Here is a 16145-nt window from a genome sequence, read left to right as displayed (position 1 = left end):
GCAACCCGATAAAACGAGCACGCCGAATAAGCACCAGGTCACAGCGCCGAAAAGCGCAAACGACCGGCACGAACCGGAAGTGGTGTTTCAGAGGATTGGCCACCGCGGGACCGTCCGCGCAGATGCGTGTCCGGTGCTCCCTGCCAGGCAGCTCGAAGAACACTAGACCTCTGGAGTCGCCGGGTCAAGTGGCGCAACCGAATTCTCGGTGCCCTCCTCCGCCGGCAGCTGGAAGGCCAGGACGGCGACGTCGTCGTCGTGCTCGGAGGTCACGCCCATCGCCCGCAGCAGCCGGGCGCAGATCACCTCGGGGGCGCCGATCGCGCCGGTCAGGGTGCGGGCCAGGAGGTCGAGGCCCTGGTCGATGTCCTCGTCCCGGCGCTCGACCAGTCCGTCGGTATAGAGGACACCGGTCGTACCGGGGAGCAGGCGCAGGGTGTGGGAGACGTGCAGGCCGCCGCCGGTGCCGAGCGGCGGGCCGTTCTGCTCCTCGCTGCGCAGGATGGTGCCGTCCGGGCAGCGCAGCAGGACGGGGAGGTGTCCGGCGGAGGCGTAGGAGAGGGTGCGGCGCCGCGGGTCCCAGACGGCGTAGGTGCAGGTGGCGATCTGGTTGGCGTCGATCTCCATGGCGAGGCCGTCGAGCAGGCGCATCACCTCGTGCGGCGGGAGGTCGAGGCGGGCGTAGGCGCGGACCGCCGTCCGCAGCTGGCCCATGACGGCGGCGGCGCGCAGGCCGCGGCCCATGACGTCGCCGATGACGAGTGCCGTGCGCCCGCCGTCGATGGCGATGACGTCGTACCAGTCGCCGCCGACCGCGGCCTCGGCGCCGCCCGGCTGGTAGGTGGCGGCGACCCGCAGGCCGGCCGGCTGGTCGAGCTTCTGCGGGAGCAGGCTGCGCTGGAGGGTGACGGCGGCCTCGCGCTGGCGGCGTTCCGCTTCGCGCAGGCGGGCCGCGGCGAGGACCTGGTCGGTGACCTCGGCGGCGAAGATCAGCACGCCGGCGGGCGGTCCCTCGGCGGGGGCGTCGCCGCCCTCCCCCGTGCCGAGCGGGACGCAGGAGACGTTGTAGTAGCGGTTGCCGGTGAGGCCGAGGATGCAGCGGGCCTTGACGCTGCGCGGGCGGCCGCCGCGGATGACCTGGTCCATCAGGGGCAGGACGCCCATGGTGGCGAGTTCGGGGAGCGCCTCGGCGGCCGGCAGTCCGGTGGGGCGTTCGCCGAAGAGTTCGCGGTAGGCGCGGTTGGCGTAGCCGAGCTGGTGGAGCGGGCCGTAGGTGACGGCGACCGGGGCGGGGATGCGGTTGAGGACCTCGCGCAGGTTCTGCGGCTTGTGCGGGTCGGGGAGCTCCGCGGTGGCGGCGGGGCCGGCCGGATCGCGGGGGCCCGGCACGACGACGCCCTCGGGGCAGGGCGCACCGTCCTCGGTGCCGGTCCCGGGGGGCGGGAGGGCACGCCAGGGGACTCCGGCGAGCCGGGCGCTCCAGCGCATGAGGTTCAAACGACGGCCGCTTCCTCGTTTTCCAGGCATATCATCACTTTTTGTGTGCGCAGCAGCACACGGGGTAATGACCAGGTCGGGCTGATCCTGTCAGGCGGAGGCCCGGTTCCGGAAGTCGCGCGCCCGGCGTGGCCGCCCGATCCGCCGTCCGACCCACTCCCCGGTTCGCCGTCCGGTCGGCCGCCGGCCCGGGTCGGCGGCCGCGGTCACCGGGGAGCATCGGGGCCGGCGTCGGACGGCCGTCCGGGCTCGGGGCCGAACCCCTCCTCGAAGGCCGAACGCGGGTGCTCCATCGCACCCAGCGAGACCGGCTCGCGGGAGAACACCCCGCCCAGCACCCAGTCCATCAGCACCCGCACCCGGCGCTCGGTGCTCGGCAGCCGCCGCAGGTGCCGGGCCCGGTGCAGCCACCAGGCCCGGCGGCCGGTGAGCCTGCCGCCGCGCCGGGTGTGGGCGACGGCCCGGTGCGGGCCGAGCGAGGTCGAGCAGGCGGCGGGGCCGGGCCGGTAGTCGGCCAGGCCCGGGGCGTGCGGGCCGCCGTCCAGGGCCACCACGACGTTGCGGGCGAGCAGCTCGGCCTGGGCGAAGGCGTGCTGGGCGTTGGGGGCGCAGGGGGCGCCGTCCGCGTTCGGGTCCGGTACGGCGGCGCAGTCGCCGGCCGCCCAGACGCCGGGCAGGGCGCGCCCGTCCGGTCCGACGGCCTGCAGGGTCGCCAGGCACCGCACCCGGCCGAGGGTGTCCAGCGGCAGGTCGGTCGCGCGCAGCAGCGGGGACGGCCGGACGCCCGCCGTCCAGACCAGCGTGCGGGCGCCGAAGCGGCTGCCGTCGGAGAGTGCCACGACCCGGTCGGCGGCGGACTCCAGGGTGGTGCTCAGCCGGATGTCGACGCCGCGTTCGCGCAGCTCCCCCAGGGTGTGCCGGGCGAGTTCGGGCGACTCCTCGGCGAGGATCCGCCCGGTCGCCTCGACCAGCACCCAGCGCAGGTCCTCGGCGCGGACGTTGTGGTAGCCGCGCACGGCGGTGCGGGCCATGTCCTCCAGTTCGGCGAGCGCGCCGACGCCCGCGTAGCCGGCGCCGACGAAGACGAAGGTGAGCGCGGCCTGGCGCAGCGCCGGGTCGCGGGTGGCGGAGGCGAGGTCGAGCTGCTCCAGGACGTGGTTGCGCAGGCCCACCGCCTCGCCGACGGTGGAGAAGCCGAGGCCGTGCTCGGCGAGGCCGGGCACCGGCGCCGTGCGGGAGACCGATCCGGGGGCCACCACGAGGACGTCGTAAGGGAGTTCGACCGGGGCGGGGGGTTCGCCGGGGCCCGCGGCGTCGGCCAGGGCGCGCCGGGCGGCGTGTTCGATCCGGGTGATCCGGGCGGTGAGCACCCGGCAGTCCGGCAGGACCCGGCGCAACGGGACGACCACGTGTCTCGGGTCGATCGAGCCGGCCGCCACCTCGGCCAGCAGCGGGTGGTAGGTGAAGTACGCCTGGGGCTCGACGACGGTGATCTCCGCCTCGCCGCGCCGCAGCCGTTCCCGCAGGGCGCGCTGGAGGTGGAGTGCGGCGGCCGTTCCGGCGCAGCCGCCGCCGGCGATCAGGATCCTGATGGTGCGCCTCCTGCCGATGCGACGTTTCGTCCCGGCCACCCCGCGGCCGGGGGTGTCCCCCATCACGCCCCCTATGAAGGACCGGCGGGGGTCGTCTTGTCCACAGTCCGTACGGGGCTGGTTGCGACGCGAGTGACCGTCGTGGCCAGTTGTGCCTACTGGGCGACTTTCTGACGCACTTTCGGCCTCGGAGAGTGGTGAACTATGGTCGGATTGTGTACCGGGGCGGCCGTCGCCATGACAATCAGCGGCGACGCACCGTGGAGCGGCCACTACGGCCAGTTCCAGCGTTGGCGTGAGAACCCGACTGGGGGACGGTCATCCGGGGAAGGGTAGTTCCCGGACAGGGCCCCGGTCGGTGCCGACGCGCCGAGCCGGACGTGGACCCGGCGCGGCGGCACGAACCGTGGTCACCGGATCGGGACGGGCGGCACGAGCATGGGTCATCGGGTCACTTCTGACGGGCCGAGCTGCACCGGGGGGTGCAGGGGCGGGCGACGACAGGGTCCGGTTTCGGACGCCTGCGGGGGAGAGTTGGGATGATGGATCAGGAGCAGGTATTGGGGCGGGCGGGTGCGTCGCAGGTCGGACCGGGCATGGTCCCCGAGCAGCGCGGCCCGGTGGACCTGCCGCAGGGCGGGACGGCACCGGCCGGTCTGGCCCGGGCGGCCGTCCCGTACCGGGTCGAGCCAGCGCCGGCCGCCGTGCCGGTGCCGGGGGCCCGGTTGCGGGTGGACGCCCGGCGGAACCTGGAGAGCGTGCTGCGGGCGGCGCGCGAGGTGTTCGGCGAGTTCGGCTACGGCGCGCCGATGGAGGAGGTGGCGCGCCGGGCCGGGGTCGGGGTCGGCACCGTCTACCGGCGCTTCCCGAGCAAGGAGGTGCTGGTCCAGCGGATCGCCGCCGAGGAGGTGGCGTGGCTGACCGCGCAGGCGCGGGAGTCGCTGTACGGCGGTGACGGCGCCTGGGAGGCGCTGGCCGGCTACCTGGCCCGCGCGGTGAGCAGCGGCGCCGGGCGGCTGCTGCCGCCGGAGGCGTTCCGGTACGCGGAGGAGCTGGGCCGGGTGCCCGAGCAGCGGGCGGCGGAGCCGCCGGCCGCGGTCCGCTTCGACCTGCGCGGCGAGGAGGCCCGTTCCGGCGGGGCGGTCGAGCCGTCGGCGGCCGACGCCGATCCCCGGCTGCTGCTCCAGCTGCTGGCCGCGCTGGTGGCGCGGGCCGGTGCGGCGGGCGAACTGCGGCCGGGCGTCACGGTGTCGGACGTGGTGCTGGTGCTGACGGCCTCGGTGCCGGTGCACGCGGCCCGTCCGTCGGTCTCCGCGCCGACGGCCGTCGGTTTCTCGCCGATTTCTCCGCAGACGGAGGGCCAGCCGGTCGCCGGGCCCTCGGACCGGCTGCTGCAGATCCTGTTGGACGGCCTGCGGGAGCGCTGACACCCGTCGGCCGGCCGGGCCGCCACGCCGGACGGGCACGGGAGTTGGGAGGAGGACCGGCGCGCGACCCGAGTGCGCGCGCCGGGGTGCGGGAGTCGCACACCCCGCCGCCGCACGCTGGGCGAACGCCCCCGCGACGGCCCCTCGGAGGAGTGGAAGGCGACCGGTCCGGCTACCGCCGATCCCTGCGCTATGCCATCCTTTGCCCGTGGTTGGAGCCAATGTCCCGATGCGCGCCGTTCGCGCGCCGTCGGCGCCGTACGCCGGGGAACCGTGCGCCTACGCACTCCCGCGCGCCCTGCCACACTACGGGGGCTGTCGTGGAATCTGGGGTCCGTTGTGAGCGCCGAGGAACAGAACGACTACGGGTACGGCCTCGACTTCGGGGGCCGCTCCGGTGAGACCGCCGAGGGGTCCGCCGCGGGCCCCTGCAGTCTCGGCAGCGCTGGCGGTACGGCCCAAGTGCCGGGCGCCGCAGCGGGTTCGGCCGCCGGCCACGTCCCCGACCAGGCCGGGATGCCCAGCCGCGAGACGCTCTCCGCCTCCGCCGCCGCACTGCCCCCGGGCCGGGTGCCCGGGCAGGCCCCGGCGGGCCGGGGCGGCGTCGCCCCCGAGGCGTTCGTCGGCGAACCGTTCACCGGCGACGGCCGCACCGCCCGGCCGACCGTGCCCGCCCCCGCCGACCCGGTGGACGGCGAGCGCCCGGCCTCCGACTCCGAGTTGACCGCCCGGGTGCGGGCCGGCGACGACACCGCGTACGAGGAGATCTACCGCCGGCACGCCGACTCGGTGCGCCGCTACGCCCGCACCTGCTGCCGGGACAGCTTCACCGCCGAGGACCTCGCGGGCGAGGTCTTCGCCCGCACCCTGCAGGCGCTGCGGGCGGGCAAGGGCCCCGAGTTCGCCGTCCGCGCGTACCTGCTGACCGCCGTGCGCAACGTCGCCGCCGCCTGGCACCGCAGCGAGCGGCGCGAGCAACTCGTCGACGACTTCGCCGTGTTCGCGCAGACCTCGGCCGCCGTGGTCGACTTCGACCTCGCCGACCCGGGCGCCGACGCCTGGGCGATGGCGATGGCCGACCAGCGGATGGTCATGCAGGCCTACGCCGAACTGCCCGAGGACGACCGGATGGTGCTCTGGCACACCGAGGTCGAGCGGGAGTCCCCGAAGACCGTCGCGGTGATGCTCGGCAAGACCGCCAACGCCACCGCCGTCCAGGCCCACCGGGCCCGCGACCGGCTCGCCGCCGCGTTCCTCCAGGCGCACGTCTCGGGCAGCCAGGACAGCGCCTGCGAGGCGTACGCCAACCGGCTCGGCGCGTACGCGCGCGGCTCGCTGCGCAAGCGGGCCTCGGCGGAGGTCGGCCGGCACCTCACTGAGTGCGACCGCTGCACGGCCGCCTGCCTGGAACTGACCGAGATCAACACCGGGCTGCGCGCCCTGCTGCCCGGCGGGGTGCTGGTCTGGATCGGCGTCGGCGGGTTCGGCGCCGCCGCGGCCGCCGTGGGCGGTGCCGCCGCCGTCGGCGGTGCGGCAGCGGCCGGGACGGCCGCCGCGACCTCCGGGTCCGCGGGAGCCGCGGGCGCTGCGGGCTCGGCCGGTGCGGCCGGTGCGGCCTCCGGCGGGGGCGGGGCCGGCGCCGCCGCGGCCGGCGAGGGCCTGGGCACCGCCGCCAAGGCCGGGATCGCCGCCGCCATCGCGGTCGCCGCGGCCGCCGTCGCCGCGTACGCGCTCACCGGCTCACCCGAACCGCAGCCCCCGGCGGCCGCTCCCCCGGCCCCCAGCGCCCCGGCCGCCGCCTCCCCGGCACCGCCCGCGCCCGCGTCCGCCGCACCCGCGGCACCCGCCGCGGCCCCGGCGCCCGGCGCCGCCGCACCGGCCCCGGAGGCGCCCGCGTCGAGCGCCGACACCAAGCCGGCCGCCGCGTCCACGCCCGCCCCGCCGCCCGCCACCACCCGGGCACCGGAGTCCGGCACGCCCACGTCCGGCAGCCCGAAGACGCCGACGCCGGCCTTCACTCCCCCGGTGGTGCCCGTACCGAGCCTGCCGCCGCTGCCCACCCCCGACGTGCCGGTCGTCCCGACGCCCACCCTGCCGCCGGTGCCGACCCCGACCGTCCCCACGCCGACGCCGCCCGTGCTCAGCGACTTCTGGGGCAACTCGCTGCCCGTGCTCAAGCCCGGCAGCAACCGGGTGCCGCCGCCCGAGCCGAGCATCCGGCAGAAGGACAGCGACAAGTTCTGGCAGCGGGACGGCGGCTGGATCGGCGGCGACTACCACCCGCACGTGATCACCGTGCACGCCCCGGCGGCCACCGTGATCGACCTCAACCGCACGTGCACGTCCTTCGACGCGCTGGCCGGGGTGGACGACGCCACGATCTCGCCGGGCGGGGTCGTCTTCACCGTCCAGGGCACCGACGGCACCGTCCTGTGGCGCTCCCGCGCGCTGGCCGTCGGCGACGACGCGGTGCCGGTGCACGTGCCGCTGGCCGGGCAGAAGGCGATCAAGCTGTCGGTCACGCCGGTGAGCGGGATCTGGTCGGCGCTGAACGTCGCGGACTGGGCCGAGGCCCGCTTCCGCTGCTCGTGACCCGGGCGCGCTCCGGGCGGGCATGACGGAGGCCCGCTCCAGGGGTGCTGGAGCGGGCCTCGGGTCCGCGGTGCCGTGCCCGGGTGGGCCGCCGGGGTGGGCGGCCTGGGCCCGGTCGGCCGTCAGATGGCGCAGGAGCCGTCCGCGCAGGCCTCCCCGGCCGGGGCGACCTGCACCGGGGCGGGGCGGCGCTCGCCGATCTCGGCGGCGACCTGCTCCAGCACCTTGCCGAAGGTCGCGGCGTCCTGGCCGCCCTGGACGGCCCACTTGCCCTCGAAGACGAAGGTCGGCACGGCGCTGATGCCCAGCTCCCGGCCCTCGGCCAGCTGGGCGTTGACCTCGGCGGTGCCCTCGTCGCCCGCCAGGTAGGCGGTCACCCGGTCCCGGTCCAGGCCGGACGCCACGGCGACGTCGGTCAGCGCGGCACGGTCGCCGACGTCGACGCCGTCGGTGAAGTGCGCCTTCAGCAGCGCCTCCTTCAGCCGCCCCTGGACGGCCGGGCCGTACTCGGACTCCGCGAGGTGCAGCAGGCGGTGGCCCAGGAAGGTGTTGGCGTGCAGCGCGGCGTCGAAGTCGTACGCGATGCCCTCGGCAAGGCCCAGCTCGGCCACCCGCGCGTCCATCGCCACCGACTGCGGGCCGTAGCGCTCGGCCAGCCAGGCGCGGTGCGGGCTCGCCGTGGCGGGGGCGTCCGGGACCAGCTGGTACGGACGGTAGACGACCTCGACCTGCTCCTTGCCCGGGAAGTCCGCCAGGGCCTGCTCGAAACGGCGCTTGCCGATGTAGCACCAGGGGCAGGCGATGTCGCTCCAGATCTCGACCTTCATGCGGGGGGCTCCAGGGGGCGTCTTGTGGGATGGGGACAAGATGGATGAACGATGAACCATCTCGGTACATTCCCGGCACCCCGCGGGCGTCTTTCCCGCTCCGCTCCAGGTCAGGCCGCGGGCGGCGCCGGAACCACCAGCACCGGGCAGGCCGCGTGGTGCACGACCGCCGAACTCACCGAACCCATCAGCAACCGGGCGAAGCCGCCGTTGCCCCGGGTGCCGATCACCAGCGTGTGCTGCCGGGTCGCCGCCTCCAGCAGCACCTCGATCACATTGCCCAGCACCACGTGCAGCGACAGCTCCCCCGCGTACGGCACGGGACGCCTGCGCTGCACGGCGGCCACCGAGCGGCGCAGCCCGTCCGCCATGCTCTCGACCAGCGTCTCCACGCTCTCCTGCACCAGCTCCGCCATCCCCGGGGGGTAACCGGCCGGCGCCGGGTTGACCACGGCGAGCACGTACAGCGGCAGCCCGAACAGCTCGGCCTCCGTCATCGCCCGGTCCAGCGCCCACAGCGACCCGTCCGACCCGTCGCACGCCGCCAGCACCCCGGGCGGCCGCCCCGCCGGCGGACGCCCGAGCACCGACAGCACGACCGGGACCTCCCGCCCCGCGCTCCCACCGGCCACCGCACGTCCTCCTCACCCCGGATCCACACCCCCGCCATCATCACCGCCCCGCCGATCCGGACCCGGCAACCGCGCCGCAGGGCGGGGAGGGGCGGGCCCGGGCGCCGGCGGGGGTTCAGGAGGTGAGGGCGGGTTGGCGGGGGGTGGGGAGGCCGGTCCAGCAGGCGCCGTGGCGGCGGGCGCGGATGCGGCGGAGCCAGAGTTCGGTGGAGACGAGGTCGGCGAGGCCGGCGAGGGCGGAGGAGGAGAGGGGGGTGGCGGGGTCGGCGGACTGGGCGAGGCCGGCCCGGACGGCGGGGAGGTCGATGAGGCCGGCGTCGGCGAGCAGCGGGGCGTCGAAGAGTTCGGCGAGGCCGTCGGCGGCGAGGCGCAGGCCGGTGCGGGCGGGGGCGGCGCGGTCGGGGCGGGGGACGCGGCCCCAGTCGGGGGGCAGGTCGGTGCGGCCGGCGCCGGTGAGGACGGCGTGCAGGAGGGCGTGCCGGGCGCCGGGCTGGAGGCGGACGTCGTCGGGCAGCAGCCGGGCGGCGCGCACCACCTGGTTGTCGAGGAAGGGCGCGTGCAGCCGTTGGCCGGGCTGTTCGGCGGCGTGCACGAGCGTGCGGAACCCGCGCGCCTGCCGGTAGAGGGCGTGCCGGGCCCGGTGCGCGCCGGGGTGTTCCCCGGGCGCCGGTCTGCGCGCCGCCAGGCGGAGCCGCAGCGCGACCGCGGAGAGCGCCTCGTCGGACAGCCAGCGGGCGGCCGGACCGGGCACGCACCAGGCGAGGTCGGCGGCCGAGCGGGCCCCGGCCGTACCGGCGCCGTCCGGGACGTGGCGGGCGGTCAGTCTGGCGGCCGCCTCGTCCAGCGCCTCGGCGTAGCGGACCCGGGAGAGCCGGTGGGCGGCCCGGACCACGGTGAGCGGGGTGCGCAGCGTGCCGGTGAGGACGCCCGCGGCCGCCCGGTCGGCGCCGGCCAACGCGACCACCGGGGACAGCAGTTCGCGCGGCCGGCCGGCCCGGAGGAGGTCGGCGAGCCGGGCCGGGTGCCCGTCCAGCACCTGCCGGGCGCCGTAGCCGGTGAGGTGGTCGGTGCCGCCGGCGTCGAAGCGGGCCTCGGCCCGGGCGGCGGCGACGAGTTCGGGCCCGGGCTCGTCGGTGAGCCGGCCGGACTGCGGGTCGGCGCCCGGCCCGGCGTACGGGAGGGTGTCCGGGCCGGGGTCGAGCACGGTGTGCCGCAGCCGCGGGGTGTCGGGGGCGAGCGCGAGACCGGCCGGGGGCCCGGTCTCGCCGAGCGTGACGGCGGCCAACTGCTCGGGGGCGGCGGGTTCCTGGGCGGCGGCGCGGGCCCAGGAGCCCTTGACCGCACCGCTCCTGGCCCCGGCCGCGGCCGCCCGGACCACTGCGGTGGACGCGGTCGCCGACGGCAGCGGGACGGCGGCGGCGAGCAGGGCGACGGTCGCGGAGGCCGTCCCGTACGACAGGTCGACGCCCAGCCGGGCCCGCCCGACCGGGTCGGCCGGGTCGGCCGGGTCGGGGACGGGGGCGGGCGAGGTGGTGCGGACCCGGGAGCGGACGGACTCCAGCAGGGCGCGGGTGAGTTCGCGGACGGCGGGCGCCTCGTCGCGCGGCTGCTCGGCGCCGGCCGGGTCGTCGTAGCCGGACAGGTACGGGCGGCCGCCGCGGATGCCGAGCACGTGCCCGGGCGGCACCCCCTGGACGCCTTCGTACGGGGTGCCGGTGCCGAGCGCCTCGGGGGACTCGGGGCAGGCGAGCCGGGCGGCGAGGTGGCCGGTGTCCAGCGGGGCGCCGACCAGGTCGGCGAGCGGCAGGGCGGCGGTGGCGTACGCGGTGCCGCCGGCCCACGGGGTGTGGAAGACGGGCTGGGCGCCGGCGAGGTCGGTGAGCAGCAGGGTGGACCGGGTGCCGGAGCGCAGCACGACGGTGTAGCTGCCGGGCCAGGCGGTCAGGTGGCGGACGGCGCCGCCGCGGGCGGCGGCGAGGCCGGCGGCGAGTTCGGCGTCGGTGGCGCCGCAGTGGCCGAGGACGGCGAGCCGGGAGGTGGCGGGGGTGTCCTCGACCTGGTCGGGGGCGGTGGGGCCGGTGCTGACCACGGCGGGGGCGCCGGGGCGGAGGGTGACCAGGCGGATCTCCCCGGGGCGCCAGTCGCCCACGGCCCAGAGCGGGTCCGGTCCGGCCCAGAGCGGGCGCGCGGCGATCGGCTCGACCCTGGCCAGCGCCTCGTACGCCGGGGTGCCCGCGCTCGACGCGCCCGTGCACCAGCCCGTCAGCCACCGCATCGCGCCTCCACCGGACGAGGACCTGCATCCGTGCGGTGCGTTCGTTCGCCGCCCGCCGGGCGGCCGGGTGGTGTGCCGTGGCGGCCCGTGCGCGTCCCGGCGTGCCCCCGCAGCTCGACGCGCCGTCAGTGGACATCGTGCCACCGCGGGCGGTCGCCGTGGTCGGTGTTTCGGGTTCCGCTTCCGTTCGGACCGCCCGTTCGACGGCAGCGGCGGCGGGGCGGGCCGGCCCGGGTGCGCCTGGGGATGCCTTCAAGGGCCCGGGGCCCGGGCGGCGCCCGATCACGCCGGGTGGGCAAGTTCCGTGCTTCGGAGGGGAGTTCGATCGTCCGGGCGCTCCCGAGGGGGCGGGCGGGCCGGGCCTCCCCCTCCCCGGCCCGGACCGCCGACGAACGCCTTTGGCATGGGCATCGCGAGATGGCCGAAAGGCGTCGCCCGACCCGGGAGGGCATCCGCACGCCCTCCCGGACTCCACCGCCGCCCGCGGGGATTGAGGCGGCGGCGTCCCCCGGCCCGCCGGGTCCTCGACGGCAGGCCGACCCACGACCACCAGCGAATCGCCGACCTGCCGGTCGGGCCAGGGGGCACGGCCGGGCGCACGTGTACACGGGACCGGAGCACGACGCTCCGGAGCGCCGCGCGGTCGGCCGGATCCGAGTGGTCCGGACCAACTCCGGTGCGGCACCGCCGAGTGCGCGATCCCGCCATCCGGAATGCGACCTCTTAACCGTCGGAACGCGTCCGACTACGCTAGGTACAGCAGCTACGGCCCGGTGCCGCCCGGGCCCCGCGCACAAGGCCGCAGGAGGTGCCGCCGCCACCATGACCGTCAGCCCACGTGGACCGAACGAACGGCTCGGCACGCTCCTGACCCTCGCCCAGATCAGCAACGCCGGACTGGCCCGCCGGGTCAACGACCTCGGCGCCCAGCGCGGGTTGACCCTGCGGTACGACAAGACCTCGGTGGCCCGCTGGGTCAGCAAGGGCATGGTGCCGCAGGGGCCCGTCCCGCACCTGATCGCCACCGCCATCGGCGGCAAGCTCGGCCGGCCCGTCCCGCTGGAGGAGATCGGCCTGGGCGACACCGACCCGGCGCCCGAACTCGGCCTGGCCTTCCCGCGCGAGGTCGCCGACGCGGTCCGCTCCGCGACCGACCTGTGGCGGGTCGACCTCGACCTGCGCCGGGGCCCCGGCGGCGGCCGCTGGAGCGACAGCCTGGCCGGCACCTTCTCGGTCGCCGCCTACGCGACCCCGGTCTCCCGCTGGCTGATCACCCCGGCGGACGGCTCGGTGGCCCGCGAGGTGCCGCGCTCCCCCACCGACACCTCCTCCTACCGGGTCGGCCACTCGGACGCCGCCAAGCTCCGCGAGGCCGCCCAGGAGGCCCGCCGCTGGGACTCCAAGTACGGTGGCGGGGACTGGCGTTCGTCGATGGTGCCGGAGTGCCTGCGGGTGGAGGCGGCACCGCTGCTGCTCGCCTCGTACAGCGACGCGGTCGGCCGGGCACTGTTCGGCGCGACGGCCGAACTGACCAGGCTGGCCGGCTGGATGGCCTTCGACACCGGGCAGCACGAGGCCGCCCAGCGCTACTACATCCAGGCGCTGCGGCTGGCCCGGGCCGCCGCCGACGTGCCGCTCGGCGGCTACGTGCTGGCCTCGATGAGCCTCCAGGCCGGCTACCGGGGCTTCGCCGAGGAGGCGGTCGACCTCGCCCAGGCCGCGCTGGAGCGCAACCGGGGCCTGGCCACCGCCCGCACCATGAGCTTCTTCCACCTGGTGGAGGCCCGGGCCCAGGCCAAGGCCCGCAACGCGGCGGCGTGCGCGACGGCGCTCGGCGCCGCGGAGAGCGCGCTCGAACGGGCGCGCGCCGGGGATCCCGATCCGGCGTGGATCGACTTCTACGCCTACGACCGGCTCGCCGCCGACGCCGCCGAGTGCTTCCGCGACCTCGGAGTGCCCTCCAAGGTCCGGCAGTTCACCCGCGAGGCGCTGGCCACGCCCACCGAGGGCTTCGTCCGCTCGCACGGCCTGCGGCTGGTGGTCTCGGCGATGGCCGAGGCGGAGGCGGGCAACCTGGACGCCGCGGTCGCCGCCGGCGAACGCGCCGTCGAGGTGGCCGGCCGGATCTCCTCGCAGCGCAGCCGGGAGTACGTGGTGGAGATGCTCCGGCGGCTGGAGCCCTTCCAGGGTGAACGCCGGGTACGGGAGTTGACCGAGCGGGCGCGCGCGGTGATCGTCGCCCCGGCGTGAGCGCCGGAGCGGCGACTCAGGCTGGTCATCGGACGGCGACCGGAACAGCGACCGGAACGGCGAGAGGGCCCGGCGGTAATTGAGGTGCGCCGGCGGGAGGGGCCTGGCTAGGGTTTCTCCCGTCCAGGTGCGCAGGCAGAGGTTACTTCCACTCTTAATGGGCGTGTCGCGGGTTCGAGTCCCGTCACCGGCTTCGGGCCGGTGTAGCTCAGTCGGTAGAGCAGCTATGTCACCTCAGCCGTCCTCGATCTCTGGACACCCACACGTGAACAGTTCGTCCGCACCTCCCGGTGCGACGGCAGCGGTTACTTCTTGGTGAGGCGCCCCCTGGGCGCTGCGGTTCGAGCCCGCGAAACACCGCCGCCACCTTTGATCTCGGGAGGCGGCTCCTCGTGGTGCCCGGGTCCCGTCAGCCGTGACGGCCCCGGGCACCGCTGCCGCAGCACGCCTCCCTCCCACCGACACCAGCACGCCGAGGGGGCTGCCGCATGTCCAGGTTCAACGTCCGCGGGGCCAAGTCCGGTCCGAGTTCGCCGGTGACCACCACCGGCGCGCGCACCGTCAACCACAACGGCGGCACCGGCTTCGTCCGGGACCGCAAGTCCGAGCTCTTCCTGCTCGCGGTGGCCAACATGGTCGGCCAGGACACCTTCCACGAGCGCGGCGGCGAGCGCGACGACCGCTACACCGCGCTGGTGCGCGAACTCGCCGTCGCCGAGCCGGAGTGGACCCTCGGACTGCTGCGCTGGCTGCGCCACGCCGCCCAGCTGCGCACCGCCGCCCTGGTCGGCGCCGCCGAGTTCACCCGCGCCCGGCTGGACGCGGGCGCCCACGGCCACTCCCGGCAGGCCGTCGCGGCGGTGCTGCGGCGCGCCGACGAGCCCGGCGAGCTGCTCGCCTACTGGACCTCGCGCTACGGCCGGGCGCTGCCCAAGCCGCTCAAGCGCGGTGTCGCGGACGCCGTCCGGCACCTGTACGACGCCCGCTCGCTGCTCAAGTACGACACCGCCGGCAAGGGCTACCGCTTCGGCGACGTGATCGAGCTGACCCACCCCTCGCCGGACCCGCGGAAGCACTGGCAGGGCGCGCTGTTCGCCCACGCGCTGGACCGCCGGCACCGGCCGGAAGAGGCCGTCCCGCCGGCCGCCGACCGGGTGCTGACCGCCAACCGCGAACTGCTCGCGCTGCCCGTCGAGGAGCGCCGGGCAGCGGTGACCGCCGAGGGCGGCGCGGAACGGCTGGCCGCCGCCGGGCTGACCTGGGAGGCCCTGGCGGGCTGGCTGCAGGGCCCGCTGGACGCGGCGGTCTGGGAGGCGGTCATCCCGTCCATGGGTCCGATGGCGCTGGTGCGGAACCTGCGCAACTTCGACCGGGCCGGGGTCCCGGACGCCGTCGCGGCCGAGGTCGCCCGGCGGATCTCCGACCAGGACGAGGTGCGGCGCTCGCGCCAGTTCCCGTTCCGCTACCTGGCCGCGTACCGCAACGTCCCCTCGCTGCGCTGGGGGCACGCGCTGGAGACCGCGCTCGGCCACTCGCTGGCCAACGTGCCGGAACTGCCCGGCCGGACGCTGATCCTGGTGGACCGCTCCGGTTCGATGTTCGACCGTTCCGGCGGGCCGACCGAGCTCAACCGGGCGGACTCCGCGGCGATCTTCGGCACCACGCTGAAGCTCCGGGCCGCCGAGGCGGACCTGGTCGAGTTCGGCACCACCAGCCGGGTCGTCGAGGTCGGCCGGGGCGAGGCGGTGCTGCGGGTGCTGGAACGGTTCTCCAGCCTCGGCGGCACCAACACCGCCGACGCGGTCCGGGCCCGCTACCGGGGCCACGACCGGGTGGTGATCGTCACCGACGAGCAGACCGGCCCGGGCCACCGGGGCGGTGACCCGCTCGCCGCCGTCCCGGCCCACGTGCCCGTCTACACCTGGAACCTGGCCGGCTACGCCCCGGGCCACGGTCCCGGCGGCGGCGCCCACCGGCACACCTTCGGCGGCCTGAGCGACGCGGCCTTCCGGCTGGTCCCCCTCCTGGAAGCCGGGGCGAACGCCCGCTGGCCCTGGGAGGAGTAGCGGGGCGGCGGAGGCTTCGGGGGCGGGTCGGCGCACCGGACGGAGGGCGGGCGGACGGGCCCGGATGAGCCCGGTCACAGGCCCGGCCGGGGCGCCCCGGCAGCCCCGTAGACTCGGTTGATTGTGACTGCCACCGCCCCGATCCCCCAGCCCTCGCCGTCCGCCCGGCTGTCCGCCGCGCCGGCCGCCTACCCCGCGCCGATGTACCCGCACAAGGCCACCGAGGCCCAGCACCGCGAGCGTCGCATCCGCAGCTTCCAGCCGCGCCGGGGCCGGATGACCAACGCCCAGGCGAGCGCCCTGGACCGGAGCTGGGAGACGTACGGCATCCCCATCGACGGCACCCCGCTGGACCTGCCGGAGCTGTTCGGCGGCCTGCCGGTGACCCTGGAGATCGGCTTCGGCATGGGCGAGACCACCGCCGCGATGGCCGCCGCCGACCCGGCCACCGGCATCCTCGCCGCCGACGTGCACACCCCCGGCCACGGCAACCTGCTCGGCATGCTGGAGCGCGACGGCTCCCGCAACGTCCGGACGGCCGCCGGGGACGCGGTGATCCTGCTGCGCGACATGCTCCAGGACGCCTCGCTGGCCGGTCTGCGGGTCTACTTCGCCGACCCGTGGCCCAAGCCGAAGCACCACAAGCGCCGGCTGGTCCAGCCCTCCTTCCTCGACCTGGTGCTGCCCCGCCTCGCCCCCGGCGCCCTGGTGCACTGCGCCACCGACTGGGAGCCGTACGCGGAGCAGATGCTGGCCGTGCTGTCCGCCTCGCCGGAGCTGGAGAACCTGCACCCCGAGGGCGACGGGACCGGCTGGCTGGAGCCCGCGGACCACCCGGACGGCAGCGTCCCCGGCTACGCCCCGCGGCCGGACTGGCGTCCGGTCACCAAGTTCGAACGGGCCGGGATCGCCAAGGGCCACGTCGTCCACGACCTGCTGTTCCGCCGCCGCTGACCCACCGGCCCGGTTCGAACGGGCCACCGCGCG

9 protein-coding genes and 1 pseudogene are annotated in these 16145 nt (G+C 76.5%); 5 read left to right on the top strand and 5 right to left on the bottom strand.

The genetic code is table 11. The features are described from left to right. Positions 1 to 210: 210 nt before the first annotated feature. Positions 211 to 1497 (bottom strand): annotated as a pseudogene (locus AMK13_RS11875) (PP2C family protein-serine/threonine phosphatase); the annotation flags it as partial. Positions 1498 to 1703: 206 nt separating this feature from the next. Beyond that, on the bottom strand, positions 1704 to 3152 hold the full coding sequence (locus tag AMK13_RS11870) for an NAD(P)/FAD-dependent oxidoreductase (RefSeq protein ID WP_079272033.1): 1449 nt from the start codon (positions 3150 to 3152) through the stop codon (positions 1704 to 1706). A 476-nt stretch (positions 3153 to 3628) separates the two neighbouring features. Between AMK13_RS11870 and AMK13_RS11865 the strand changes: the two genes are divergently transcribed. Together AMK13_RS11865 and AMK13_RS11860 are read left to right on the top strand one after the other, a co-directional pair. After that, complete coding sequence (locus AMK13_RS11865) at positions 3629 to 4516, top strand: TetR/AcrR family transcriptional regulator (protein ID WP_241852827.1); 888 nt, start codon at positions 3629 to 3631, stop codon at positions 4514 to 4516. A gap of 339 nt (positions 4517 to 4855) precedes the next feature. Beyond that, positions 4856 to 7108 (top strand): sigma-70 family RNA polymerase sigma factor, encoded by a 2253-nt coding sequence (locus tag AMK13_RS11860; protein ID WP_241852826.1) that lies wholly within the window; start codon positions 4856 to 4858, stop codon positions 7106 to 7108. 122 nt (positions 7109 to 7230) lie between these two features. On the opposite strand, the gene AMK13_RS11855 is transcribed toward AMK13_RS11860, so the two are convergent. From AMK13_RS11855 to AMK13_RS11845, 3 genes are all read right to left on the bottom strand, one after another. After that, positions 7231 to 7935 (bottom strand): DsbA family oxidoreductase, encoded by a 705-nt coding sequence (locus tag AMK13_RS11855; RefSeq protein WP_049660456.1) that lies wholly within the window; start codon positions 7933 to 7935, stop codon positions 7231 to 7233. A 110-nt stretch (positions 7936 to 8045) separates the two neighbouring features. Continuing rightward, positions 8046 to 8567, bottom strand: a complete 522-nt coding sequence (locus AMK13_RS11850; RefSeq protein WP_074002090.1) for a universal stress protein — start codon at positions 8565 to 8567, stop codon at positions 8046 to 8048. A 115-nt stretch (positions 8568 to 8682) separates the two neighbouring features. Further along, positions 8683 to 10842: an asparagine synthase-related protein gene (locus AMK13_RS11845; protein WP_074002089.1), complete on the bottom strand. Its 2160-nt coding sequence runs from the start codon at positions 10840 to 10842 to the stop codon at positions 8683 to 8685. 822 nt (positions 10843 to 11664) lie between these two features. Between AMK13_RS11845 and AMK13_RS11840 the strand changes: the two genes are divergently transcribed. The 3 genes from AMK13_RS11840 to trmB all read left to right on the top strand — a co-directional run bounded on the left by AMK13_RS11840 (position 11665) and on the right by trmB (position 16112). Next, a complete protein-coding gene (locus AMK13_RS11840) occupies positions 11665 to 13092 on the top strand; it encodes a hypothetical protein (protein ID WP_049658584.1) in 1428 nt (475 codons plus the stop codon). A gap of 488 nt (positions 13093 to 13580) precedes the next feature. Further along, the gene (locus AMK13_RS11835) at positions 13581 to 15158 is read left to right on the top strand and encodes a TROVE domain-containing protein (protein WP_074002088.1); all 1578 of its coding nucleotides are present in this window, start codon (positions 13581 to 13583) and stop codon (positions 15156 to 15158) included. A 123-nt stretch (positions 15159 to 15281) separates the two neighbouring features. Further along, positions 15282 to 16112 (top strand): tRNA (guanosine(46)-N7)-methyltransferase TrmB, encoded by an 831-nt coding sequence (gene trmB, locus AMK13_RS11830; protein WP_049658578.1) that lies wholly within the window; start codon positions 15282 to 15284, stop codon positions 16110 to 16112. The last annotated feature ends 33 nt before the right edge of the window (positions 16113 to 16145 follow it).

The sequence above is a fragment of the Streptomyces sp. CB02056 genome (assembly GCF_001905545.1).
In the GTDB taxonomy this organism is placed as follows: Bacteria; Actinomycetota; Actinomycetes; order Streptomycetales; family Streptomycetaceae; genus Kitasatospora.
Note: the sequence above shows the minus strand (reverse complement) of the source record. Positions and strands in the feature narration are given on the sequence as shown.